Genomic DNA, 19912 nt, shown 5'->3' with positions numbered 1-19912 from the left:
TAAGCGTACTCTAACCTATTTTAGCAATAATGGAGAAAAGCGCAAGGAGGCTTGCTTAGTCAAACAAATGAATAAAAGCGCAGCCTTCGCTGCGCTTCAGAAATTCCTTCATAAAAAAACTCCGGTTCAAGAAAACCGGAGTCCTTTTTCATTCATTTTTCTTTCATCGGGTCGAGCACCGCTTTCTGGATGACCAAATTGGCAAGTGACAAAATGATCGATGCCAGAAAGGCCATGCCGAAACCTGATAGTTCAAAACTGCTTCCCATCAGTCCATCGGTCAGTAATAACGTGATGGCGTTGATGACGAATAAAAACAGTCCCAGTGATAAAATCGTGACCGGCAATGTCAGGATGATCAAAATGGGTTTCACGAGTACATTCAGAATCGAGAGGATAAAGCTTGCTCCAATTGCAGCCCCGATCCCCGACACTTCAAACCCGTCAAAAAAGCCGGCTAATGCAACAAAAATCACTGCATTGATTAAAATTCCAATAATCCATCTCATTATCTGATGGCTTCCTCCTCATGTGGCAGCACGAAGGCCAATAAACCGTAAATGATACCCAGCGGGAAAAATCCCGTTGGTATGAGCAGGATGATGAAGATCACCCTCAGAATCGTTGAATCAATCCCTGCATAACGGGACAACCCTCCAATCACCCCGGCAATCTTACGGTCAGACCTTGATCGTGCTAATCGTTTTTTCATCTCTATTCCCTCTTTCTCATCTTATGCGTTGTCCTTATTAACATTCTTCTGTTCATGTTTTTTTATGAGGACAGATCCTGCTTTTGTTTCCGCAAAAAGATGAAGCTTATCAGCTGAATCAGTCTTACGGCTGAATCGGATCGATTTTTGCACCACTTCATTTTTTTCCTCTAATACATCAATACCCTGAAGTTCGACCTTGAAACTACCGAAATTCGATTTGGCTTCTCCGGATATGTTGATGTTTTCTGGAACAAATAAATCGATATTGCCCGTCACGGTTTTGGCGTGTACCGTATCTGATTTCTCCCCGGTCAGTGCACATACGATATTTCCATTCAGGGATTGAACATCCGAATAGGAGATATCTCCTTCAACATGCACCTTTCCGTTAATGGATTCTGCCTCCACATGATCTGCTTTAGCGTTCAAAATGGAAATCGCACCGTTGGACGTTTCGACTTCCGCTTTCTTAGAAGTCAGGCGGTCGATCTGTATCTTCCCATTGGCAGCCTTAGCACGGAGGTCTTGAACATCTAAATCCCCCGCTTTTAACCCACCATTGAATAATCGGACAGAAATCCTTTTATACTGGTGTTTAGGGATATATAACTTAGAGTCAACCTTCATCCATTTTAATTGCGTCGAGTAATAGAGCGTATCCCCGTCAACGGCAAAGGACGTATTCTCCATAAACTGCTTTCTCGCTTCTTCATGATCTTCCGTACGATACACCTTGGCTTCACATTCCACCCGGACTTCCTCACCATCCCATGGGATAAGCTCCACTTTTCCGTTAGCCACATCGATGTCAATTTTTTCAAAGTTCGTATTTGGCTGCTGGTAGACGTGGGACAATTCCACAGATTGATTCCATTGAAAGTCGAAGTCGAAATTCTTGATCTTATGGAGTGCCGAATTCATGAAATCCATAAGCTTATCTTTTGGATTCCCTGAATGAGACGTGTGCTCTTTTTCTTCCTTTTTATCATCTTGGAAGATGGATACAAACTCATCAAGGAAATCCTTCTCTTTCGGTTTCGATGTATGCGGCTTTTTATCAAGTGCTTCCAGCAATGCCACAGCTTCCTGTGCCGAAATCGTTCCATTTTCCAACATATCCAAAATGCGTTTACGTTCTTCATTCATACTCTTTCATCCCCTTTATTGATTATAAAAGTACTTTGATGCCCTTATACACATTCCAAATGACCACGACAACACTAAGTAATATGGCTAAACCGATCATGATGACGGTAAAAACCGGCAATCCCGCCCCACTAGCGAAACCCCCCATATCCATAACCAAACCTGCAAACACAAGGGGAACCGCTATGACCGGTAATAAATGAGATAATAATGCTGCTTTTGCATCCTTTTTTACGTATGGATTATCTGTTAGAAAATATACGAACAAAGGAAAAAGGAAGCCGGCAAAAAATATACTAAAATAGCATAGAGCTGACAGTACCTTATTGGTCTCCATCTTCATCATCTCCTCTACTATTATTTACGATACGCTGGGCAAAAAGTTTCAATGCATTTGTTATAATCTTATTTTCTCATATGGGAAGTGTGCCTAGACTCCACCTTGAGGCTGAGTTTGGGTAGGTATGGAGAGGTGTTTTTCTATTTCAGAATGAATCATGCCCAGATACTCTTAATGAAGTGAGTGGTAGTTGATTTCCGCTGCAGGTGCTCGCTTTCCGTGGGGCGTGAGTTGAGCCTCCTCGGGCTTCGCCCTGCGGGGTCTCAACTTTCCCGCTTTTCCCACAGGAGTCGAGCACCTTCCGCTTCAATCAACTTTCCAAGCATATTTTTAACTTAAAACTCAGTCATAAGCCATCATTAAACAAGAGTGCTCTTACACACTCTCCCCTTCTTACTAAAATAGTAATGATGAAGTGAAAACTCACTGCCCTGTTCATTCTGTGAAAAAAGAGAGATGCTCGATGCATCTCTCTTCATGATTAATTTGTGACTTCTTCTTTTTCGCGGATTTTCTTTTTCATGCGTTCTCGATCGCGTTCGAGGACGGGTTTCAGGTATTTCCCTGTGTAGGAGCCTTTTACTTCGGCCACTTTTTCAGGGGTGCCGGTTGCGACGATTTTACCGCCTTTGTCCCCGCCTTCCGGTCCAAGGTCGACCAGGTAGTCGGCTGCCTTGATGACGTCGAGATTGTGTTCTATGACAAGGACGGTGTCCCCGTTTTCGACGAGTCGTTGAAGGACAACAAGGAGACGGGCGATGTCATCGACATGAAGTCCTGTCGTCGGTTCATCGAGGATGTAGAGAGAGCGGCCTGTTGAACGGCGATGCAATTCGGACGCCAGTTTCACACGCTGGGCTTCCCCACCCGATAACGTAGTGGCCGGCTGACCTAGAGTGATGTAGCCAAGACCCACGTCAAAGATGGTCTGCAGCTTACGTTTGATCTTCGGAATGTTTTCGAAGAATTTCACGGCATCTTCGACGGTCATTCCAAGGACGTCGGAGATATTTTTATCTTTGTATTTCACTTCAAGTGTTTCCCGGTTATACCGTTTCCCGTGGCAAACTTCGCAAGGAACATATACATCCGGCAGGAAGTGCATTTCGATCTTGATGATCCCGTCTCCACGACACGCTTCACAACGGCCACCCTTGACGTTAAAGCTGAAGCGACCTTTTTTATAACCACGAACTTTTGCTTCGTTTGTGGTGGCAAATACATCACGGATATCGTCGAACACACCTGTGTACGTAGCCGGATTGGACCTCGGCGTACGTCCGATCGGTGATTGATCGATATCAATGACTTTATCCAAATGTTCTATTCCCTTCACTTCTTTATGCTCACCAGGCTTTGATTTCGCATTATGAAGTTTTTGGGCAAGTGACTTGTGGAGGATTTCATTGATCAGTGTACTCTTCCCTGATCCCGATACCCCGGTCACAGCTGAAAAGATCCCTAAAGGAAGCTTGACTTTGACGTTGCTCAAGTTATTTTCCTTCGCCCCTATAATCTCGAGGTAACGGCCGTCCGGCTTGCGTCTTTCCTGTGGAAGAGGGATGAATTTCTTCCCTGACAAATACTGACCGGTCAATGAGTTCGAATCATCCATCACTTCCTGTGGCGTTCCGGCTGAAACGACTTCCCCACCGTGAACTCCCGCACCAGGTCCGATATCAATGAGATAATCTGCCGCCATCATCGTATCTTCATCATGCTCTACAACAATTAAGGTATTTCCGATTTCACGCATATTCTTTAACGTATCAATCAGTCTATCATTATCCCGCTGGTGCAAGCCGATGGACGGTTCATCCAAGATATAAAGTACTCCAGTCAGACGGGAACCGATTTGAGTGGCCAGGCGAATCCGCTGGGCCTCCCCTCCTGAAAGCGTCCCTGCCGCGCGGCTGAGTGTCAGGTACTCAAGACCTACATTCACAAGGAAACCAAGGCGTTCACGGATTTCCCTGAGTATCAGGTTGGCAATCTTCATGTCTTTTTCGGAAAGTTGGAGTTTTTGGAAGAACTGATCTGCTTCTTCAATTGAAAAAGCCGTCACTTCGCCGATATGAAGTGAATCCACTTTCACGGCGAGGCTCTCTTCTTTCAAGCGATGGCCGTTGCAGGCAGGGCAGTCCTGCTGCGCCATGTACTTTTCCATCTGCTCCCTGATATAATCCGAGCTCGTTTCACGATAGCGGCGTTCCACATTGGGAATGACCCCTTCGAAACGAAGGTAGTTTTCCCGGACCTGGCCGAAATCGTTTTCGTAACGGAAATACATTTCATCCTTACCCGATCCGTAAAGGATCTTATCCATTTGATGTTTCGGGAGATCCTTTACGGGGATATCCATGGGAATCTCATAATGGTCGCAGACCGCTTTCAGCAGGGACGGATAATATTGAGAACTTGTCGGTTCCCACGGGGCGATCGCATGCTCATCGAGGGTACGATCCCAATTGGGGATGACAAGTTCTTTATCCACCTCAAGCTTGGTTCCTAGTCCATCACAACTCGGGCATGCCCCAAACGGACTATTGAAGGAAAACATCCTTGGTTCAAGTTCCGTGATGGAAAATCCACAGTATGGACAAGCATGATGTTCACTGAATAGAAGCTCATCTTCCCCGATGACATCGATGATCACCTGACCATCTGCCAATCTCAGTGCCGTTTCAAGGGAGTCGGAGAGGCGGGCTGCCACTCCTTCCTTCACAACGATCCGGTCGATGATGACTTCGATGGAGTGCTTTTTATTTTTCTCCAATGAGATTTCTTCACCAAGGTCCTGTACCTCACCATTGATGCGGACACGTACGAACCCCTGCTTCTTGATGTCTTCCAGTGTCTTGACATGGGTCCCTTTTCGGCCTGAAACAACGGGTGCTAGTACTTGCAGCTTCGTTCTTTCAGGATATTCAAGGACCCTGTCCACCATCTGTTCAATCGTCTGGGAGGTGATTTCGATCCCGTGATTCGGACAGATCGGTTTTCCAACCCTCGCAAACAACAGACGAAGATAATCATAAATTTCCGTTACGGTACCTACTGTTGAACGGGGATTGCGGCTTGTCGTTTTTTGATCGATGGAAATTGCCGGTGATAATCCTTCGATGGCGTCGACATCGGGCTTATCCATCTGACCGAGAAATTGCCGGGCATAAGCAGACAGAGATTCAACATATCGTCTCTGTCCCTCTGCATAAATGGTATCAAAGGCAAGGGAAGATTTCCCCGAACCCGACAGTCCGGTCAATACGACCAGTTGATCCCTTGGGATGTTGATATCTATATTTTTTAAATTATGAGCCCTTGCTCCTTGTACGATGATTTTATCCTGCGCCATGATTCGTTCATCCTTCCGCCTTAAGCTCAAGAATGGTATCACGAAGCTGTGCTGCGCGCTCAAAGTCTAACGCCTTGGCCGCTTCCTTCATTTCCACTTCTAAGCTAGCAATAAGTTTTTGTCGCTCCGGTTTAGACATGTTCGAGACTTTTGTCTGCTCTCCTCCATAAACCTCTTCATCTTCTGCTGTACGAGTCGCCCTGATGACGTCTCGAATATCTTTTTGGATGGTTGTCGGGGTCACGCCGTGCTTTTGATTGTATTCCTCTTGCATCGTCCGGCGACGCTCTGTTTCGTCCAGAGCTTTTCGCATGGAGTCTGTGATTTTATTTGCATACATGATGACCCTTCCGTTACTGTTACGGGCCGCACGTCCGATTGTCTGGATAAGGGAACGCTCAGAACGGAGGAATCCCTCTTTATCAGCATCCAGTATCGTTACGAGTGAAACTTCTGGAATGTCCAATCCTTCACGGAGCAGGTTGATTCCCACTAATACGTCATACTTTCCTAAGCGGAGATCCCGAATGATTTCAATTCGTTCCAATGTCTTGATTTCAGAATGGAGATATTGAACCTTGATGCCCATTTCCTTCAAATAGGCAGACAGGTCCTCGGACATTTTCTTTGTTAAGGTTGTCACAAGAACACGCTCGTTCTTCTCGATTCGTTCATTGATCTCTCCTAATAGATCATCGATTTGACCTTCAATTGGACGAACCTCGATGATCGGATCTAACAAGCCGGTCGGTCGAATGATCTGCTCGACCATTTCCGGACTATGCTCCAATTCATATGGACCAGGTGTCGCAGAAACATAGAGAAGCTGTTTGGTTTTCTTGTCAAACTCTTCGAATCGAAGCGGACGATTGTCCATGGCTGACGGCAGTCGGAATCCATGATCCACCAGCACTTTCTTACGTGCCTGGTCACCGTTGAACATCCCCCTTATTTGAGGTAACGTTACGTGAGACTCATCGACTACAATCAGAAAGTCATCTGGAAAATAGTCCAGGAGAGTATAGGGAGTCGATCCGGCCGGTCTGAGGGTAAGGTGTCGGGAGTAATTCTCAATTCCCGAGCAAAAGCCCATCTCCCTCATCATCTCCAGATCATAACGGGTCCTTTGCTCCAAACGCTGGGCCTCAAGCAGTTTATTCTCTTCTTTCATGACGGCCAACTGCTCTTCAAGCTCTTTTTCGATATTTTTGACGGCAACCTCCAATTTCTCCTGGCGGGTTACGAAGTGGGATGCCGGGAATAATCTCATATGATCTCGGTCTCCTATGATTTCACCGGTCAGGGCATCCACTTCACGAATCCGGTCAATCTCATCCCCGAAAAACTCAACACGCATACAGTGTTCATCACGGGAAGCAGGGAAAATTTCCACCACGTCTCCGCGCACACGGAAAGTCCCGCGCTGAAAGTCTATATCATTTCGTTCATATTGGATATCCACAAGCTTACGGAGCAATTGGTTCCGTTCGATTTCCATCCCTGTTCTGAGGGAAAGGACGAGCTCACGATACTCTTCCGGATTACCTAAACCGTAAATACAGGACACGCTGGCAATGATGATGACATCTTTCCGTTCAAACAGGGAAGATGTGGCAGAGTGTCTCAATTTATCGATTTCATCATTGATGCTGGCATCCTTTTCGATGAAGGTATCGGTTTGCGGAACATATGCTTCCGGCTGATAGTAATCATAGTAACTGACAAAATATTCAACGGCGTTATCAGGGAAAAACTCTTTAAACTCACTGTAGAGCTGTCCCGCCAACGTTTTATTATGGGCGATGATGAGGGTCGGCTTTTCAACCTGCTTGATTACATTGGATACAGTGAAGGTTTTCCCTGTCCCGGTTGCCCCAAGTAAGGTTTGATGCCGTTTCCCTTCATTTATACCTTGTACCAGCTTTTCTATGGCAAGGGGCTGGTCCCCCTCTGGTTTATATTTTGATTTGAGCTCGAATTGATCTTTCACCGTGAAACCTCCTATAATAAAGGACTGCTACCTTGTATTTACCTACTTATACCCATCTTAAACACTGCACATTCATTTATACACATTCTACCACATTTCCTCCCTTATTAACCAACAATAAGCGAACAAAAGTTCGTTTTTTCTTTTTGAGGGACGGACCTTTAAAACCCTCGCTTTTAACACTGTGGATAAGTTAACTTTTTGAACAAACTGACCCAAAGTATCGTGAATTCGACAAAGAAAGGAGAATGATCATCTTCTTTCGACAACATTCGAACATTTCTATACACAACCTGTGTATAACTATGTGCATAAGTGGAGTTTTCTTGTGGAAAATACGTAAACTTATGCACATTTCGTCAAATTTCTTGTGAACAAATCCCGTGTATTCGATTTCAATCTGTGAATAACCATCAAAAACACACTGTTATTCACATAATTCACTCTTTATCCACAATTCACTTATTTCCTCCCTCATTCCCTTCTTCATAAATTATTCATCTAGGCATATATCCAATAATTGATTGACTATTCAGTCTATTTTTCTTTAAGCTTTTTAATAGATTCAATTAAAATACATAAGCACAGGAGGAATGTATGAAAAATTCAAGATGGTTGAAAGTCGCAGGCAGTCTCAGTTTAACGGGGTTCTTACTAGGTTCCGCCATGACACCCTTGTCTCCATCCCTTTCTTCTCAAGGAATTGCACGTGCCGCCACGATGGATTCATCCGAATTGCAAAAAACATTTCAACAAGCCGCTCAAGAATTTGACGTACCAGTCGAAATACTCCTTGCAGTGGGTTATAACATGTCGTTATGGGAGCATCATGAAGGAAAACCGAGCGCTTCCGGCGGCTACGGGTTGATGCATCTGACGGATGTCAATGTGGATGATTTGGAAGCCCCTGACACATCGGACAATCCGCTCCATATGTTTCTATCAGGAAAAGAAGACGATCCCATGCAAGGTGTGCTGACAGACGGAAAGCAAGCAGCGGTGTCTCTTTCAGATCCTACCCTTCACACACTAACAGCTGCGGCGGACTTGCTTTCCCTCCCATCCGAGGATTTAAAGAAAGATAAAAAACAAAACATCCGGGGAGCTGCGGCATTACTTGCAACGTATGCGAATCAGACAGTCGGTAAAAATCCGACTGGCCTTGACGATTGGTACGGGGCCGTTGCCAAATACAGTGGTTCTTCCGATGAGACAGGAGCAAGGGATTTTGCCGATCGGGTATATGAAACGATCAACAATGGAGCGGCGAAACAGACGGAAGATGGCTCATCCATCCAACTCGCTCCAAAACAAATCACTCCCGATAAAGAAACCATCAAATCATTACATTTAAAAACAGACGGCGGAGAAAACAAGGCCGATTGTCCGAAAGGCCTTGCCTGCCATTTCGTCCCGGCAGCCTACAAGAAAATCAATCATGACGGTACATTCTATGAGTGGTCTTACGGTAACTACGACAAAGCCAATCGTCCATATGATAACCAGGAAATCAAATACATCGTCCTCCACGATACGGAAATTAGCTATGATCTCACCAAAACCGTGTTCCAGAGGGAAACGACCCAGGCTTCCTCTCACTATGTGATCCGCTCTTCAGATGGCGATATCACCCAAATGATAGACAATAAAGATGTAGCATGGCATGCGGGCAACTGGTATTTCAATTCCAAGAGTATCGGGATCGAACATGAAGGGATCGCCATTGAAGGGGCAGACTGGTACAACGAACAGCTGTACCATGCCTCCGCACGTTTAGTGAAGCATCTCTCAAAGGAGTACAATATCCCGTTGGACCGTGATCACATCATCGCCCATGATGAAGTGCCGGGTACATCCGCAAACAGACAGTCCACCATGCACTGGGATCCGGGCCCATTCTGGGATTGGGCACATTATATGAAGATTTTGGGGGCACCCCTTGAGTCAGGGAAGAAGCAAAAAGATGTAGTCCAGATCAATCCGAACTTCAACAAGAACATGCCGGACCTTCAGACACCGACGGGTGAGCCTGTTCCAAAGCAACCGGCAAACTTCGTCTACCTGTATAGTGCTCCAAGCTTTGATGCTCCCCTTATCAAAGACGCCGCACTTCCGAATGCCCATCCTTTAGATGCGTCGAATTGGGGAAATAAAGCAGTGACAGGTCAAACGTTTTATAAGGCAGAAGACGAAGGTGACTGGACGGCGATCTGGTACGGGGCTCAAAAAGCGTGGTTCTATAATCCAAAAGGGAAAAACACCACAAAAGGTTCTGGGATCGTCATCACCGCGAAAGAAGGAAAAACGGGCATTCCTGTTTACGGTTTGGCTTATCCCGAAGCGGAAGCATTTCCTGAAGGCATTCCGGTAAGAGGGATGGATGTGCTTCAATATACACTCACCCCGGGACAGAAATATGTCGCCACCGAGAAAGTGAAAGGAAGCTATTACAGCGCGCCTGTTTATACGTACAATCCGGCGACGACCCACAAGATCGTCTGGGGAGACGACGAATTTTATCTGATTCACCTGAATCACCGTCTTGCCTTTGTAAGAGCTGAAGATGTGGATGTTGTGGAGAATCCCAAGCCTAAGCACTATAAACGATAAAAAAACAAGGCCATCCTTTTAACCATAGGTGGCCTTGTTTTTCGTCGTGGCTATGCACTTCTCTTCGCTTTTTTCATCATCCGGTCACTATACCAGAATCCGGCGGTGAGCGATGCCGCGTCTATGACTATGAGCAACCATGAATCCGTATATCCCTTTGACACCGAAGCCGCTATGAGAGCAACGGTCAGAATCAAGCCGACATAATGATTATACGTCACCCTGGTGAACAGAACGACAAGCAATCCCGGTAAAAATAAGCCTAAAATAATTTTGGACACGTTCAACTCTCCTTGTAAATAAGGGAATAACACATATTCTACCGAAGTTTCCCCTATCTGGAAAGGGGGTTCTTACTCTTCAGCCTCCCGGATCAGTTTCTGTGTCCGTTCTTTCAGCTCATGATGGGGGATGAATTTTTCAGACAGCATATCAGGAAGGATGTATTCAAGAAAGTATTGAACGCATTCCATGTCCTTATATTTAACGATCGTCGTCAGTGCCTCCTGATAAATTTCAATAAACAACGGTTCAGGATTTCCTTTTTGGATTTCTCCGAAGGATTCGTATAAAAGATCGATTTTATCTGCGACGGACAAAATCCTTCCTTCCAGCGTCTCGTCCTTTCCTTCTTTGAAACGTTCCCGGTACACTTCCTGGAATTGCGGGGGAAACTCCGTTGTGATGAATTTATTCACCATCTGATCCTCCACCTGGCTGAAGAGCTCTCTTAATTTTCCCGAAGCATATTTCACAGGGGTCTTGATATCTCCGGTGAACAATTCTGCGTAGTCATGATTCAATGCTTTTTCGTAGAGGGCTTTCCAATCCAGTTCTTTCCCGTTCTGTTCCTCCACCGTCCCGAGAAACTGGGCGATTTTCGTTACTTTAAAGGAGTGGCTGGCCACATTATGCTCGTGGTATTTGAAGCGACCCGGACAGCGGATGAGTGTCTCGAGATCTGATAAGCTTTTAAAATAATGATGAATTCCCATGGTATTCTCCTCTCACTGATTATCTTTACTTTATGAAAATAGTATCAAGGAGAGTCGGCCGATGCAACGATTGGTGGCTTATCCTTTTCTACTTCTCTTACTAATATGGTATTTTACGGTGGAATGATACGTGCGGATTGCCTGTCCATGTTTTTTCAGGATAGCAAGGGGTGATAAAAAAACTCCCTCATCAAATAAGGGAGTGTTTGTCACTTTATATGAGGCGTACGGATACGACGCCGGTGATGTTTTTCATTTTTTGTTTCACTTCGGCATGTTCATCTTCCGCTAATTTCTGGTCAAGGTCGATCATGGTGTACGCCCACGTGCTCTTACTGCGATTGATCATATCAGCGATGTTAACGGCATAACCTGACAGGACCGTGGCGATTTGTCCCACCATGTTCGGGATGTTCTGATGCATGACCGTCACTCTCATCTTCCCGCTGTATGGAAGCTCGACGTCCGGGAGGTTGACCGCATGTTTGATATTCCCTGTTTCAAGATAGGTTTTCAGCTGCTTAGTGGCCATGATGGCACAGTTTTCTTCCGATTCGACGGTGGAAGCACCGAGATGCGGTACCGGCACGACATTTTTCATGGCGAGGACCCTTTGATTCGGGAAGTCCGTCACGTATTTCCTGACAACTCCTGACTCCAGTGCACCGGCCATGGCATCCTCTTCCACCAGTTCACCCCTTGAAAAGTTCAGGATCGTCATCCCTTTTTTCATTTTCCCAAATGCCTCTTCACTTACAAAGCTTGCCGTTTTGTCTGTCAAAGGGATGTGCAGCGTGACAAAATCACACGCTGCCCACACTTCTTCAATGTGATGGGCGCGCTTCACATCCTGCGATAAACGCCATGCAGCGTCAACAGAGATAAATGGATCATAGGCTACTACATCCATCCCGAGGGCAAGGGCATCGTTAGCGACAAGGACACCGATCGCTCCCAAGCCGACGACTCCGAGCTTCTTCCCTTTGATCTCACTTCCTACGAATTCCTTTTTCTTCGCTTCCACGACACCCGGGACATCATCTTCCGACTCTTTTAACGAGTTTGTCCAGCCGACGGCAGAATACAGGTTACGGGAGGAAGCGATCAGATTGGCAAGGACCAGCTCCTTGACCGCATTGGCATTGGCACCGGGTGTATTGAAAACGACTATCCCCTTTTCCGTACAGAGATCGATGGGGATATTATTGACACCGGCTCCTGCACGGGCGATCGCCTTGACGGATGCCGGGAAATCGTAATCATGAAGGTTCTTCGATCTGACGAGGATTCCATCCGGATCCCCGTTCCCATTCAGATGATAGTTCAGATCGCCCTCGATCAGTGATAATCCGCTTTGACTGATGGCGTTATACGTATTAATTGAAATCATGCTCAACATCCTCCTCGATCAGATTCAAATTTTTTCATGAAATCGACCAGCGATTCCACTCCTTCAAGTGGCATGGCGTTGTATAGACTCGCCCTCATTCCTCCAACGGAACGATGACCTTTTAAAAATTCAAACCCCTGCGCTTTGGCTCCCTTTAAAAAATCCGCGTCCAGTTCTTCACTGCCCGTGGAAAAAGGAATGTTCATCAAGGAACGATTTTTCTCCGGTACGGGGTTTTGAAATAATGATGATTCATCAATACAGTCGTATAGAAGAGCGGCTTTCCTCTCATTATGGGCCTGCATCCCTTCCACTCCACCGTTCTCCTTCACCCATTCCAGTACAAGTTTCAGGACGTAGATGGAAAAGGTCGGCGGCGTATTGAAGAGGGAATCATGCTTTACATACGTTTCGTAGTTCAGCATCGTCGGACAACTCCCCGGTGCCTTCCCGATGAGACTATCGTGAATGATGGCAACGGTCACCCCGGATGGGCCGAGGTTCTTCTGGGCGCCTGCATAAATGAGCCCGAAAGAGGAAACATCTATTTTCTCAGAAAGGATATGAGATGACATGTCGGCCACGAGGGGAATGCCTCCCGTATCGGGATATTCATGGAACCGGGTTCCCTCGATCGTATTATTGGATGTGATATGTACATAGCTCGCTTCCGTTGAAAAGTCCTCTGGTTCATAGTCCGGGATCTCAAATGGTTCTGAGGGAGACAACCTCCGTACCTCTCCCACTTTCCCCGCTTCTTTTATCGCTTTCTTCGACCAACTGCCTGTTTCGATATAGGTCGCTTCCTGATCTTCACCCAGCAGATTAAGGGGGATCGTGGAGAACTGCAGGGAAGCTCCCCCCTGCATAAAGACCACTTGATAATTCTCAGGGATAGAAAGAAGTTCCCTCAGTAATCCTTGTGCTTCTTCTATTATATTTTGAAAAGGGGCCGACCGATGACTCAATTCCATCACAGACATACCCGTTTCCCGATAATTCAATAACTCGGCTTGAACCTTCCTCAACACAGGCTCAGGCAACACAGCAGGACCAGCAGAAAAATTATACACACGCTTCAACAACAGCACCACCAAAAGTTCAGAATTTTTCAACAGTATAATCCCGTACAAGACTTTCGTCAATATCAGTAACCGATGATGAAAACGCTTAATAAGATTGTTTTTAGCCTCATGCGTGGTCATGGACGGAATCTTGCTGGTTTTATAAAAAATCGGCTTCCCCGCTCACCCCTTTAGGGTAAAGCACGAAAGCCGATTACATAGCTATTAACCTGTAAGGATATCTTCTTTAGGATAGCGGATTTTCTCTTTGTCAGGGCGAGACAGGGAGAACGCCAAGGTGAGCGGACCGAGTTTCCCGACAAACATGACAATGATGATGACCCACTTCCCTACTATGGAAAGAGATCCCGTTATCCCCATGGATAATCCCACTGTACCGAAAGCAGACACCACTTCAAACACAAGGGACAGGAACGATGCATCATGTTCCGTCATTTCCAGGAAAAAAAGAGCAGTAAATACGAGTAGCACACTGATCATCGACAGAGCCAAAGCTTTGAAAATATGCGCTTGATCAATTGTTCGCCTGAAGATACGGATATCTTTTTTCTCTTTTAAAAAGGCGATCATACTCAATGAGATGACCACAAAGGTTGTCAGCTTGATTCCCCCGCCTGTTGATGCACTACCTGCTCCGATAAACATTAACAGGATGGTAAATAGCAGCGTGGAACGCTCCATGCTTCCGTAATCAAGTGAGTTGAATCCCGCTGTACGGGGGGTGACCGCTTGAAAGTACGAAGCAAATAATTTATCCGGAAGTGGCAGATGTGCCAGGGTATTCGGATTATTATACTCCAGGACGAATATCATCATAAATGCCATGACGTTGATGATGAAGGTTCCAAGGACCATGATTTTCGTATGCAGGGATAACTGACGGATCGTCTTTGATCTCCACAAATCCACCAGTACCGTGAACCCGATCCCTCCCAGTATAAATAGGAATGAAATTGTCAGGTTGATGATCGGACTTCCCACATATCCCATCAAACTATCGGAAAACAGGGAAAAGCCGGCATTGTTAAACGCAGATATGGAATGAAAGATACTTACATACAAGCCCCGTTTCCAACCAAACTCCGGAACCCATTCAGTCGCTAATAACAACACTGCAAAACCTTCAACTATAAATGAAAAGATAAATAAATATTTCACAAGCTTGATGACTCCGCCTACGGAAGTCTGATTCAGTGCCTGTTGCAGAAGCAACCGTTCTTTGAAACCGATCTTCTTACCGAGCATCATAAAGATCAAGACCGCAAAGGACATGATGCCGAGTCCACCGATCTGGATCAGGCTCATGACGACCACTTCACCGAACAGAGTGAAAGCCCCTCCCGTATCCACCACGGCAAGCCCCGTCACCGTCATGGCTGATGTCGTCGTGAACAATGCGTCAAGCCATGAGATATGTTCAGTGGTGGCAAATGGAAGCTTTAAGAGCACCATCCCCAGTATGATGAAAAATAGAAAGGTCACTACAAGAAGCTGCGGCGGACTTAACCGGATGACCTTCTGCTTCATTCTTATACACCTTCTTTTTCAAATCGATTTATATCCCGATTGTGTCCTATAACGATCAGAATATCCTCTAATTCAACCACCTCATCGGCAGAAGGAGAAACAATGACTTCTTCCCCGCGATGGATAGCGATGATATTACAGCCGAATTTGGCCCGGACGTCGAGATCATTCAGCGTTTTATTCGCTACCTTCTTTGAAGCATATACCTCAACGATGCTGTGTTCTTTTGACAGCTCTATATAGTCGATGATTTTTTCAGACGTGATATGGTGGGCGATCCTTCTGGCCATGTCCCGCTCCGGATGAATGACCTTATCCGCACCAATCCGGTCCAGTACCTTCTGGTGATAGGAGTTCGATGCTTTCACCCATACTTCCTTGACCCCTAATTCCTTGAGAAGGAGCGTGGTGAGGACACTTGCCTCGATATTATCCCCGAAGGACACAATCACGTGATCGAAGTTCCTTAAACCAAGGGATTTCAATACCGACTCATCCATGGCATTCGCCTGCACAGCGTGGGTGGCAATATCGATAAATTTTTGTACCACATCGTGATTTATATCGATGGCCAGCACTTCCACATCCAGATCAGCCAGTTCCTGAACCAGATTCCCTCCAAATCTCCCTAAACCTATAACAGCAAACTGCTTTTTCATGATGAAATCCTCCAAAACCTTTTTTATAGCTTAACCAATTACTTCCTATTCATGACTTTACTCCCGCGTTAAACAACGCAAAAAGACCACCAGGAACTAAGCCTGTGGTCGTCCAGATCACAAGTATCATCCTCTCCCAATACGCTTACGGAGTTAGCTGACGGATTCGGGTCATGGAAGTGGCCCTACCTTTCAACAGAAAGGATTCACCCCTGAAACTAGTGGGTCCCCCGCTTCAATAAATGAATTAAGCGATAAAGAATATTCATTTGATGATAGATATATTACTCCTCTAAACAGGGGTTGTAAATAGGTTATTTGTAAAAAATCCTTACCTGAAAAACAGGAAAAATCATCTTCATTCATCCAACATTTACTGTTCGTTAAATAGGTTTGTATTTTCGTTATTCAGGGAATAGCATACATTAGTCATACGAAATTTGAATCAGAAGGGAAGAAACGTTTATGGCAGGAATTTCATCCATTACCTCCTCAACGGAGAATAATGAAAGTTCATCCGTTTCATCTAATGATATAAAGCCCTGGATCAGGGGATTTGCACGAATTGGTTACATTTCAAGAGGGATCGTTTATATGCTCATCGGGGCATTGGCCGTGATGGCGGCACTCGGGATAGGAGGAAGTACATCTGACTCAAGCGGTGCCTTTACGGCTGTCGCAAGCAAGCCTTTCGGTGAGGTCCTTCTCTGGATCCTCGGAGTCGGCTTGATCGGGATCGTACTTTGGCGCCTTATCCAAGTGATCAAAGATCCTGAACATGTAAAAAACGGCGGTAAGTCCATGTTCAGAAGACTCGCCAATCTGATCAGCGGAATCGCCTATGGTTCCTTAACCTATAACGCCATTGCCATCGCCATGCACGCCAAAAGCTCGGGATCCGGTTCAGGTTCCAAACAGACACTGTCAGCCAAATTATTGGCACAGCCTTTCGGTCAATGGATCGTCGGGATTGTCGGACTGATCATAATTGGATTCGCACTCTATGAAATTCATAAAGCTTATACCGAAAAATACACCGACAAATTCAAACGCCATGAAATGACGGAGAAAGAATGGGAACTTGGAAGAAAAACCGGGAAACTTGGACTGTACTCACGCGGTATCGTCTTCCTGCTGATAGGATACTTCTTTATCCAGACAGCCATCACGGCAGACCCGGATAAGACGAAGGGACTTGACGGGGCATTATCGGAACTCGCTCAGCAGCCTTTCGGACAATGGCTGCTCGGAATTGTCGCCATTGGATTATTTTTATATGGTGTCTTTCAGATATTAAAAGGAAAGAACCGTCATTTGACGATTTATTAAGGAAGTGAGGGAGCTGTCGAAACGGCAGCTCCTTCTTTATGTATCTCTTTACTCCTCTTACGGTAAACATCCACAATCAGACGCAGCCCCCATCACAAGCACGGATTTTGACAGTTCCATGCATCTGTTGTATCTTATGTCAATGAATACCCACTAAACGCATAAGTTTTATAAAGATATGATATTATGTTCTCTATTTTTGGGGAATCTACAATTATCAGAAGGAGGCGTCAACCAATGAAATCTCTTTGGAGAGGTTATCTCAATACATCCCTGATCATGAAAATAACCGTGGCTCTCGTACTTGGGATTGCCGTCGGTGTGATATTTGGTAAAGATGCGTCGGTCCTTACACCCCTTGGCGATATTTTGATTCGCTTGCTTAAGTTCCTGATCATCCCCCTCATTCTTTTTACCTTGATGGTCGGTGTGAACCAGACCAGTGTAAATAAACTTGGAAGAATGGGTGGAAAAACGTTCTTATACTACTTATTCTCATCGACTTTAGCCATTATGGTCGGTATTGCCGTCGCCAGCATATTTAAACCCGGAACGGGCATGACCCTTGATACGACGGAAAAATTCAAGGTACCCGAAAATCCCGGGGTCACCAGTGTGCTTCTCAATATCATCCCTGATAATATCGTCACGGCATTCACAGATATGAATCTCCTGGGGATTATCTTTACAGCGATCGTATTTGGTATCGCGATTTCATATTTACGGTCTTCAGCAGATTACCACGAACTCGGTGAACATGTATACAAAGTCGTGAATGGCTTAAACGAAGCCACACTGTCAATTATGAAGGTGGTCCTTCAATACGTTCCGATCGGAATCTTTGCCATCATGGCCAACACGGTCGGGAATCAGGGACTCGATACATTAGTATCCTTAGGGAATATGATTCTTGTTCTTTATATTGCATTGTTTGTCCAATTGGCTATCTATATGATTGCTCTGGCTGGATTCAAGATCAGTCCCGGCAAATTCTTTGCTCAAGCACGTACACCAATGGTCACAGCCTTTGTGACCCAAAGCAGCTCTGGCACCCTGCCATTAACATTGAATGCAGCAAAAAATCTCGGTTTGCCAAAAAGTTTATACGGCTTCAGCCTGCCACTCGGCGCCACAATTAATATGGATGGAGCTGCGATTCGTATTGCAGTATCCGCTGTGTTTGCGGCTAATGTCGTTGGTAATCCATTGAGTCTGACCGATATGATGGTCGTTGTCCTTGTAGGAACATTGGCTTCCATCGGAACAGCGGGCGTCCCTGGAGCAGGAATCATCATGATCGCCACCGTTTTTGCTCAGCTTGGTCTGCCGATGGAAACCGTTGCCCTCCTGACAGCCATTGATGCTTTAGTAGGTATGGGATGTACGGCCCTGAATGTAACAGGGGATCTAGTTGGTACGTCGATTATTGATAAAACGGAGAAGGATGACAAACAAGCTCCTTCCCTTTCATAAATCCCATGAAAAAAAGGATAGCCGCGGCTATCCTTTTTTCTATTACGAAACCTGGTGATGCTCCCACCCTGAAGCTTCATCGGCAAAAATGATCCCCAGTTCATGATGGTCACCTTCATACAGGGCTCCCTGGGTAAAACGATTTTCACCATTCGTCCCCAGAACCTCCAGCTTACAATAGGCTCCGTTCTTTTGGAGCGCTTCATAAAATGCCCGTTCCGTATTCACTTCGACACCGTTCACCTTCAGGACGATTTCCCCCACTTGGAGTGTCAGCTTCCTGGCGGGTGAACCTGGGAGGATACCGAGGATCATGACGCCATTAGGCTGTCGTTTGAAGAAATACGGTTTTGAATCTTCCGCACTACGGTAACGGTAACCGATCCATGCACGGCCAAGGATGGCCACACCTGCTGCACCGAGAGAAAACAGCGGGGCCCAGAATCCTGTTACAGCTAAGGTCAATACAAATGCACCGAGCCAGAACACACGGGATCCGGTCTGCTTGATCGCGACTTCAGGCAGCGTGCTTTTGACCAACTGTTGAAACCCGAGGAGAAACGGTACACATAGTAATGAATACGTTTCAGTGCCCAAGGTAAACACCGGCCACCATTCAAATGGAATGGTCAATGACCCTGTGGGTACCAATACAAACATAGGCACAAGCCATAATTTTTTTCCGAGATGGGCCCCCACCTTCAACCCACGTGCACTTTTAAGCAAGCGGGGTGAAGTGTGCTTCCAACCGTTCAGTACAATCAGGATTCCTTCAATCATCGTCAATAAACCAAGTAGAACGACGATGGAACTGAAGAGACCCAGATTTAAGCGTTCCACGTATGTATTTACATAAGGGATGTCCCACTGAAAATAATCCACCGCGACTAAGATAAGGTAAGAAAAACCTACTGTCATGGTCGCTGACATAAGCTGAAAACGTCCCGTCAACGCAAACAGGATCGACACAGCTCCGATAAGGAGGATGCCGGCGAAGGGAATGACCACTCCCACTGCAACTGTCGCAACAGAAAACAACAATCCAAGGACGATTCCGTATGAAAATAGCACCCGCAAGTCATGGTACCCATCCAGCAATCTCGTATTGAAATCTCTCCGTTCTCTTTTCACACGATAATAGCCGGCCATAACAGCGAAAAACACAGAAAGATATAGTACAGGATGCAGAAATAATTTCCCTGCCCCTTTTAAAACCTCGAGTAACCAAAGCTCAATCAATGATCCGTCACCACCTTTTGCAAGAAAATTTGCATTATCTACTATTTTATCAAAAGACA

At 45.7% G+C, this 19912-nt stretch carries 16 protein-coding genes and 1 riboswitch; of the genes, 3 read left to right on the top strand and 13 right to left on the bottom strand.

The genetic code is table 11. The annotated features are described in order from the left end of the window. Window positions 1-152 precede the first annotated feature (152 nt). From AM506_RS11080 to uvrB, 6 genes are all read right to left on the bottom strand, one after another. Window positions 153-509, bottom strand: a complete 357-nt coding sequence (locus tag AM506_RS11080; RefSeq protein ID WP_060672551.1) for a phage holin family protein — start codon at window positions 507-509, stop codon at window positions 153-155. Next, window positions 509-712, bottom strand: a complete 204-nt coding sequence (locus tag AM506_RS11075; protein ID WP_060672550.1) for a PspC domain-containing protein — start codon at window positions 710-712, stop codon at window positions 509-511. Before AM506_RS11075 ends, AM506_RS11080 begins: the two co-directional genes overlap by 1 nt. Window positions 713-733: 21 nt before the next feature. After that, the gene (locus tag AM506_RS11070) at window positions 734-1861 is read right to left on the bottom strand and encodes a DUF4097 family beta strand repeat-containing protein (protein WP_060672549.1); all 1128 of its coding nucleotides are present in this window, start codon (window positions 1859-1861) and stop codon (window positions 734-736) included. 22 nt (window positions 1862-1883) lie between these two features. Further along, on the bottom strand, window positions 1884-2198 hold the full coding sequence (locus AM506_RS11065) for a DUF4870 domain-containing protein (RefSeq protein WP_060672548.1): 315 nt from the start codon (window positions 2196-2198) through the stop codon (window positions 1884-1886). Window positions 2199-2682: 484 nt separating this feature from the next. Next, the gene (uvrA, locus tag AM506_RS11060; protein ID WP_060672547.1) at window positions 2683-5556 is read right to left on the bottom strand and encodes an excinuclease ABC subunit UvrA; all 2874 of its coding nucleotides are present in this window, start codon (window positions 5554-5556) and stop codon (window positions 2683-2685) included. A 7-nt stretch (window positions 5557-5563) separates the two neighbouring features. Beyond that, a complete protein-coding gene (gene uvrB, locus AM506_RS11055; RefSeq protein WP_060672546.1) occupies window positions 5564-7546 on the bottom strand; it encodes an excinuclease ABC subunit UvrB in 1983 nt (660 codons plus the stop codon). 597 nt (window positions 7547-8143) lie between these two features. On the opposite strand from uvrB, the gene AM506_RS11050 reads away from it, so the two are divergent. Beyond that, entirely contained in the window at window positions 8144-10156 is a 2013-nt protein-coding gene (locus AM506_RS11050) for an N-acetylmuramoyl-L-alanine amidase (RefSeq protein ID WP_060672545.1), read from the top strand. 50 nt (window positions 10157-10206) lie between these two features. Here the strand turns inward: AM506_RS11050 and AM506_RS11045 are convergent, their stop codons facing one another. From AM506_RS11045 to AM506_RS11020, 6 genes are all read right to left on the bottom strand, one after another. Then, entirely contained in the window at window positions 10207-10437 is a 231-nt protein-coding gene (locus AM506_RS11045; RefSeq protein ID WP_034764322.1) for a CsbA family protein, read from the bottom strand. A 72-nt stretch (window positions 10438-10509) separates the two neighbouring features. Further along, on the bottom strand, window positions 10510-11151 hold the full coding sequence (locus AM506_RS11040; RefSeq protein ID WP_060672544.1) for an HD domain-containing protein: 642 nt from the start codon (window positions 11149-11151) through the stop codon (window positions 10510-10512). A 214-nt stretch (window positions 11152-11365) separates the two neighbouring features. Then, window positions 11366-12541 carry a phosphoglycerate dehydrogenase gene (locus AM506_RS11035; RefSeq protein ID WP_060672543.1) on the bottom strand — a complete coding sequence of 392 codons (1176 nt, stop codon included), beginning with the start codon at window positions 12539-12541 and terminating at the stop codon, window positions 11366-11368. A gap of 2 nt (window positions 12542-12543) precedes the next feature. Next, a complete protein-coding gene (gene serC / locus AM506_RS11030) occupies window positions 12544-13623 on the bottom strand; it encodes a 3-phosphoserine/phosphohydroxythreonine transaminase (protein WP_060672661.1) in 1080 nt (359 codons plus the stop codon). Window positions 13624-13830: 207 nt separating this feature from the next. Beyond that, window positions 13831-15153: a TrkH family potassium uptake protein gene (locus AM506_RS11025; RefSeq protein WP_060672542.1), complete on the bottom strand. Its 1323-nt coding sequence runs from the start codon at window positions 15151-15153 to the stop codon at window positions 13831-13833. Between the two features lie 2 nt (window positions 15154-15155). Beyond that, entirely contained in the window at window positions 15156-15812 is a 657-nt protein-coding gene (locus AM506_RS11020; RefSeq protein WP_060672541.1) for a potassium channel family protein, read from the bottom strand. 126 nt (window positions 15813-15938) lie between these two features. Then, a riboswitch (cyclic di-AMP (ydaO/yuaA leader) is annotated at window positions 15939-16076 on the bottom strand. A 201-nt stretch (window positions 16077-16277) separates the two neighbouring features. Here AM506_RS11020 and AM506_RS11015 point away from each other — a divergent pair. Both AM506_RS11015 and AM506_RS11010 read left to right on the top strand, forming a co-directional pair. Next, window positions 16278-17141 carry a DUF1206 domain-containing protein gene (locus AM506_RS11015; protein WP_060672540.1) on the top strand — a complete coding sequence of 288 codons (864 nt, stop codon included), beginning with the start codon at window positions 16278-16280 and terminating at the stop codon, window positions 17139-17141. 237 nt (window positions 17142-17378) lie between these two features. Then, window positions 17379-18614, top strand: coding sequence for a dicarboxylate/amino acid:cation symporter (locus AM506_RS11010; protein WP_060672539.1), 1236 nt, complete (start codon window positions 17379-17381; stop codon window positions 18612-18614). A gap of 42 nt (window positions 18615-18656) precedes the next feature. Here AM506_RS11010 and AM506_RS11005 read toward each other — a convergent pair whose 3' ends face one another. After that, complete coding sequence (locus AM506_RS11005; protein WP_060672538.1) at window positions 18657-19853, bottom strand: PDZ domain-containing protein; 1197 nt, start codon at window positions 19851-19853, stop codon at window positions 18657-18659. Window positions 19854-19912 lie beyond the last annotated feature (59 nt).

Source organism: Rossellomorea vietnamensis (assembly GCF_001305855.1).
In the GTDB taxonomy this organism is placed as follows: Bacteria; Bacillota; Bacilli; order Bacillales; family Bacillaceae_B; genus Rossellomorea; species Rossellomorea vietnamensis_A.
Note: the sequence above shows the minus strand (reverse complement) of the source record. Positions and strands in the feature narration are given on the sequence as shown.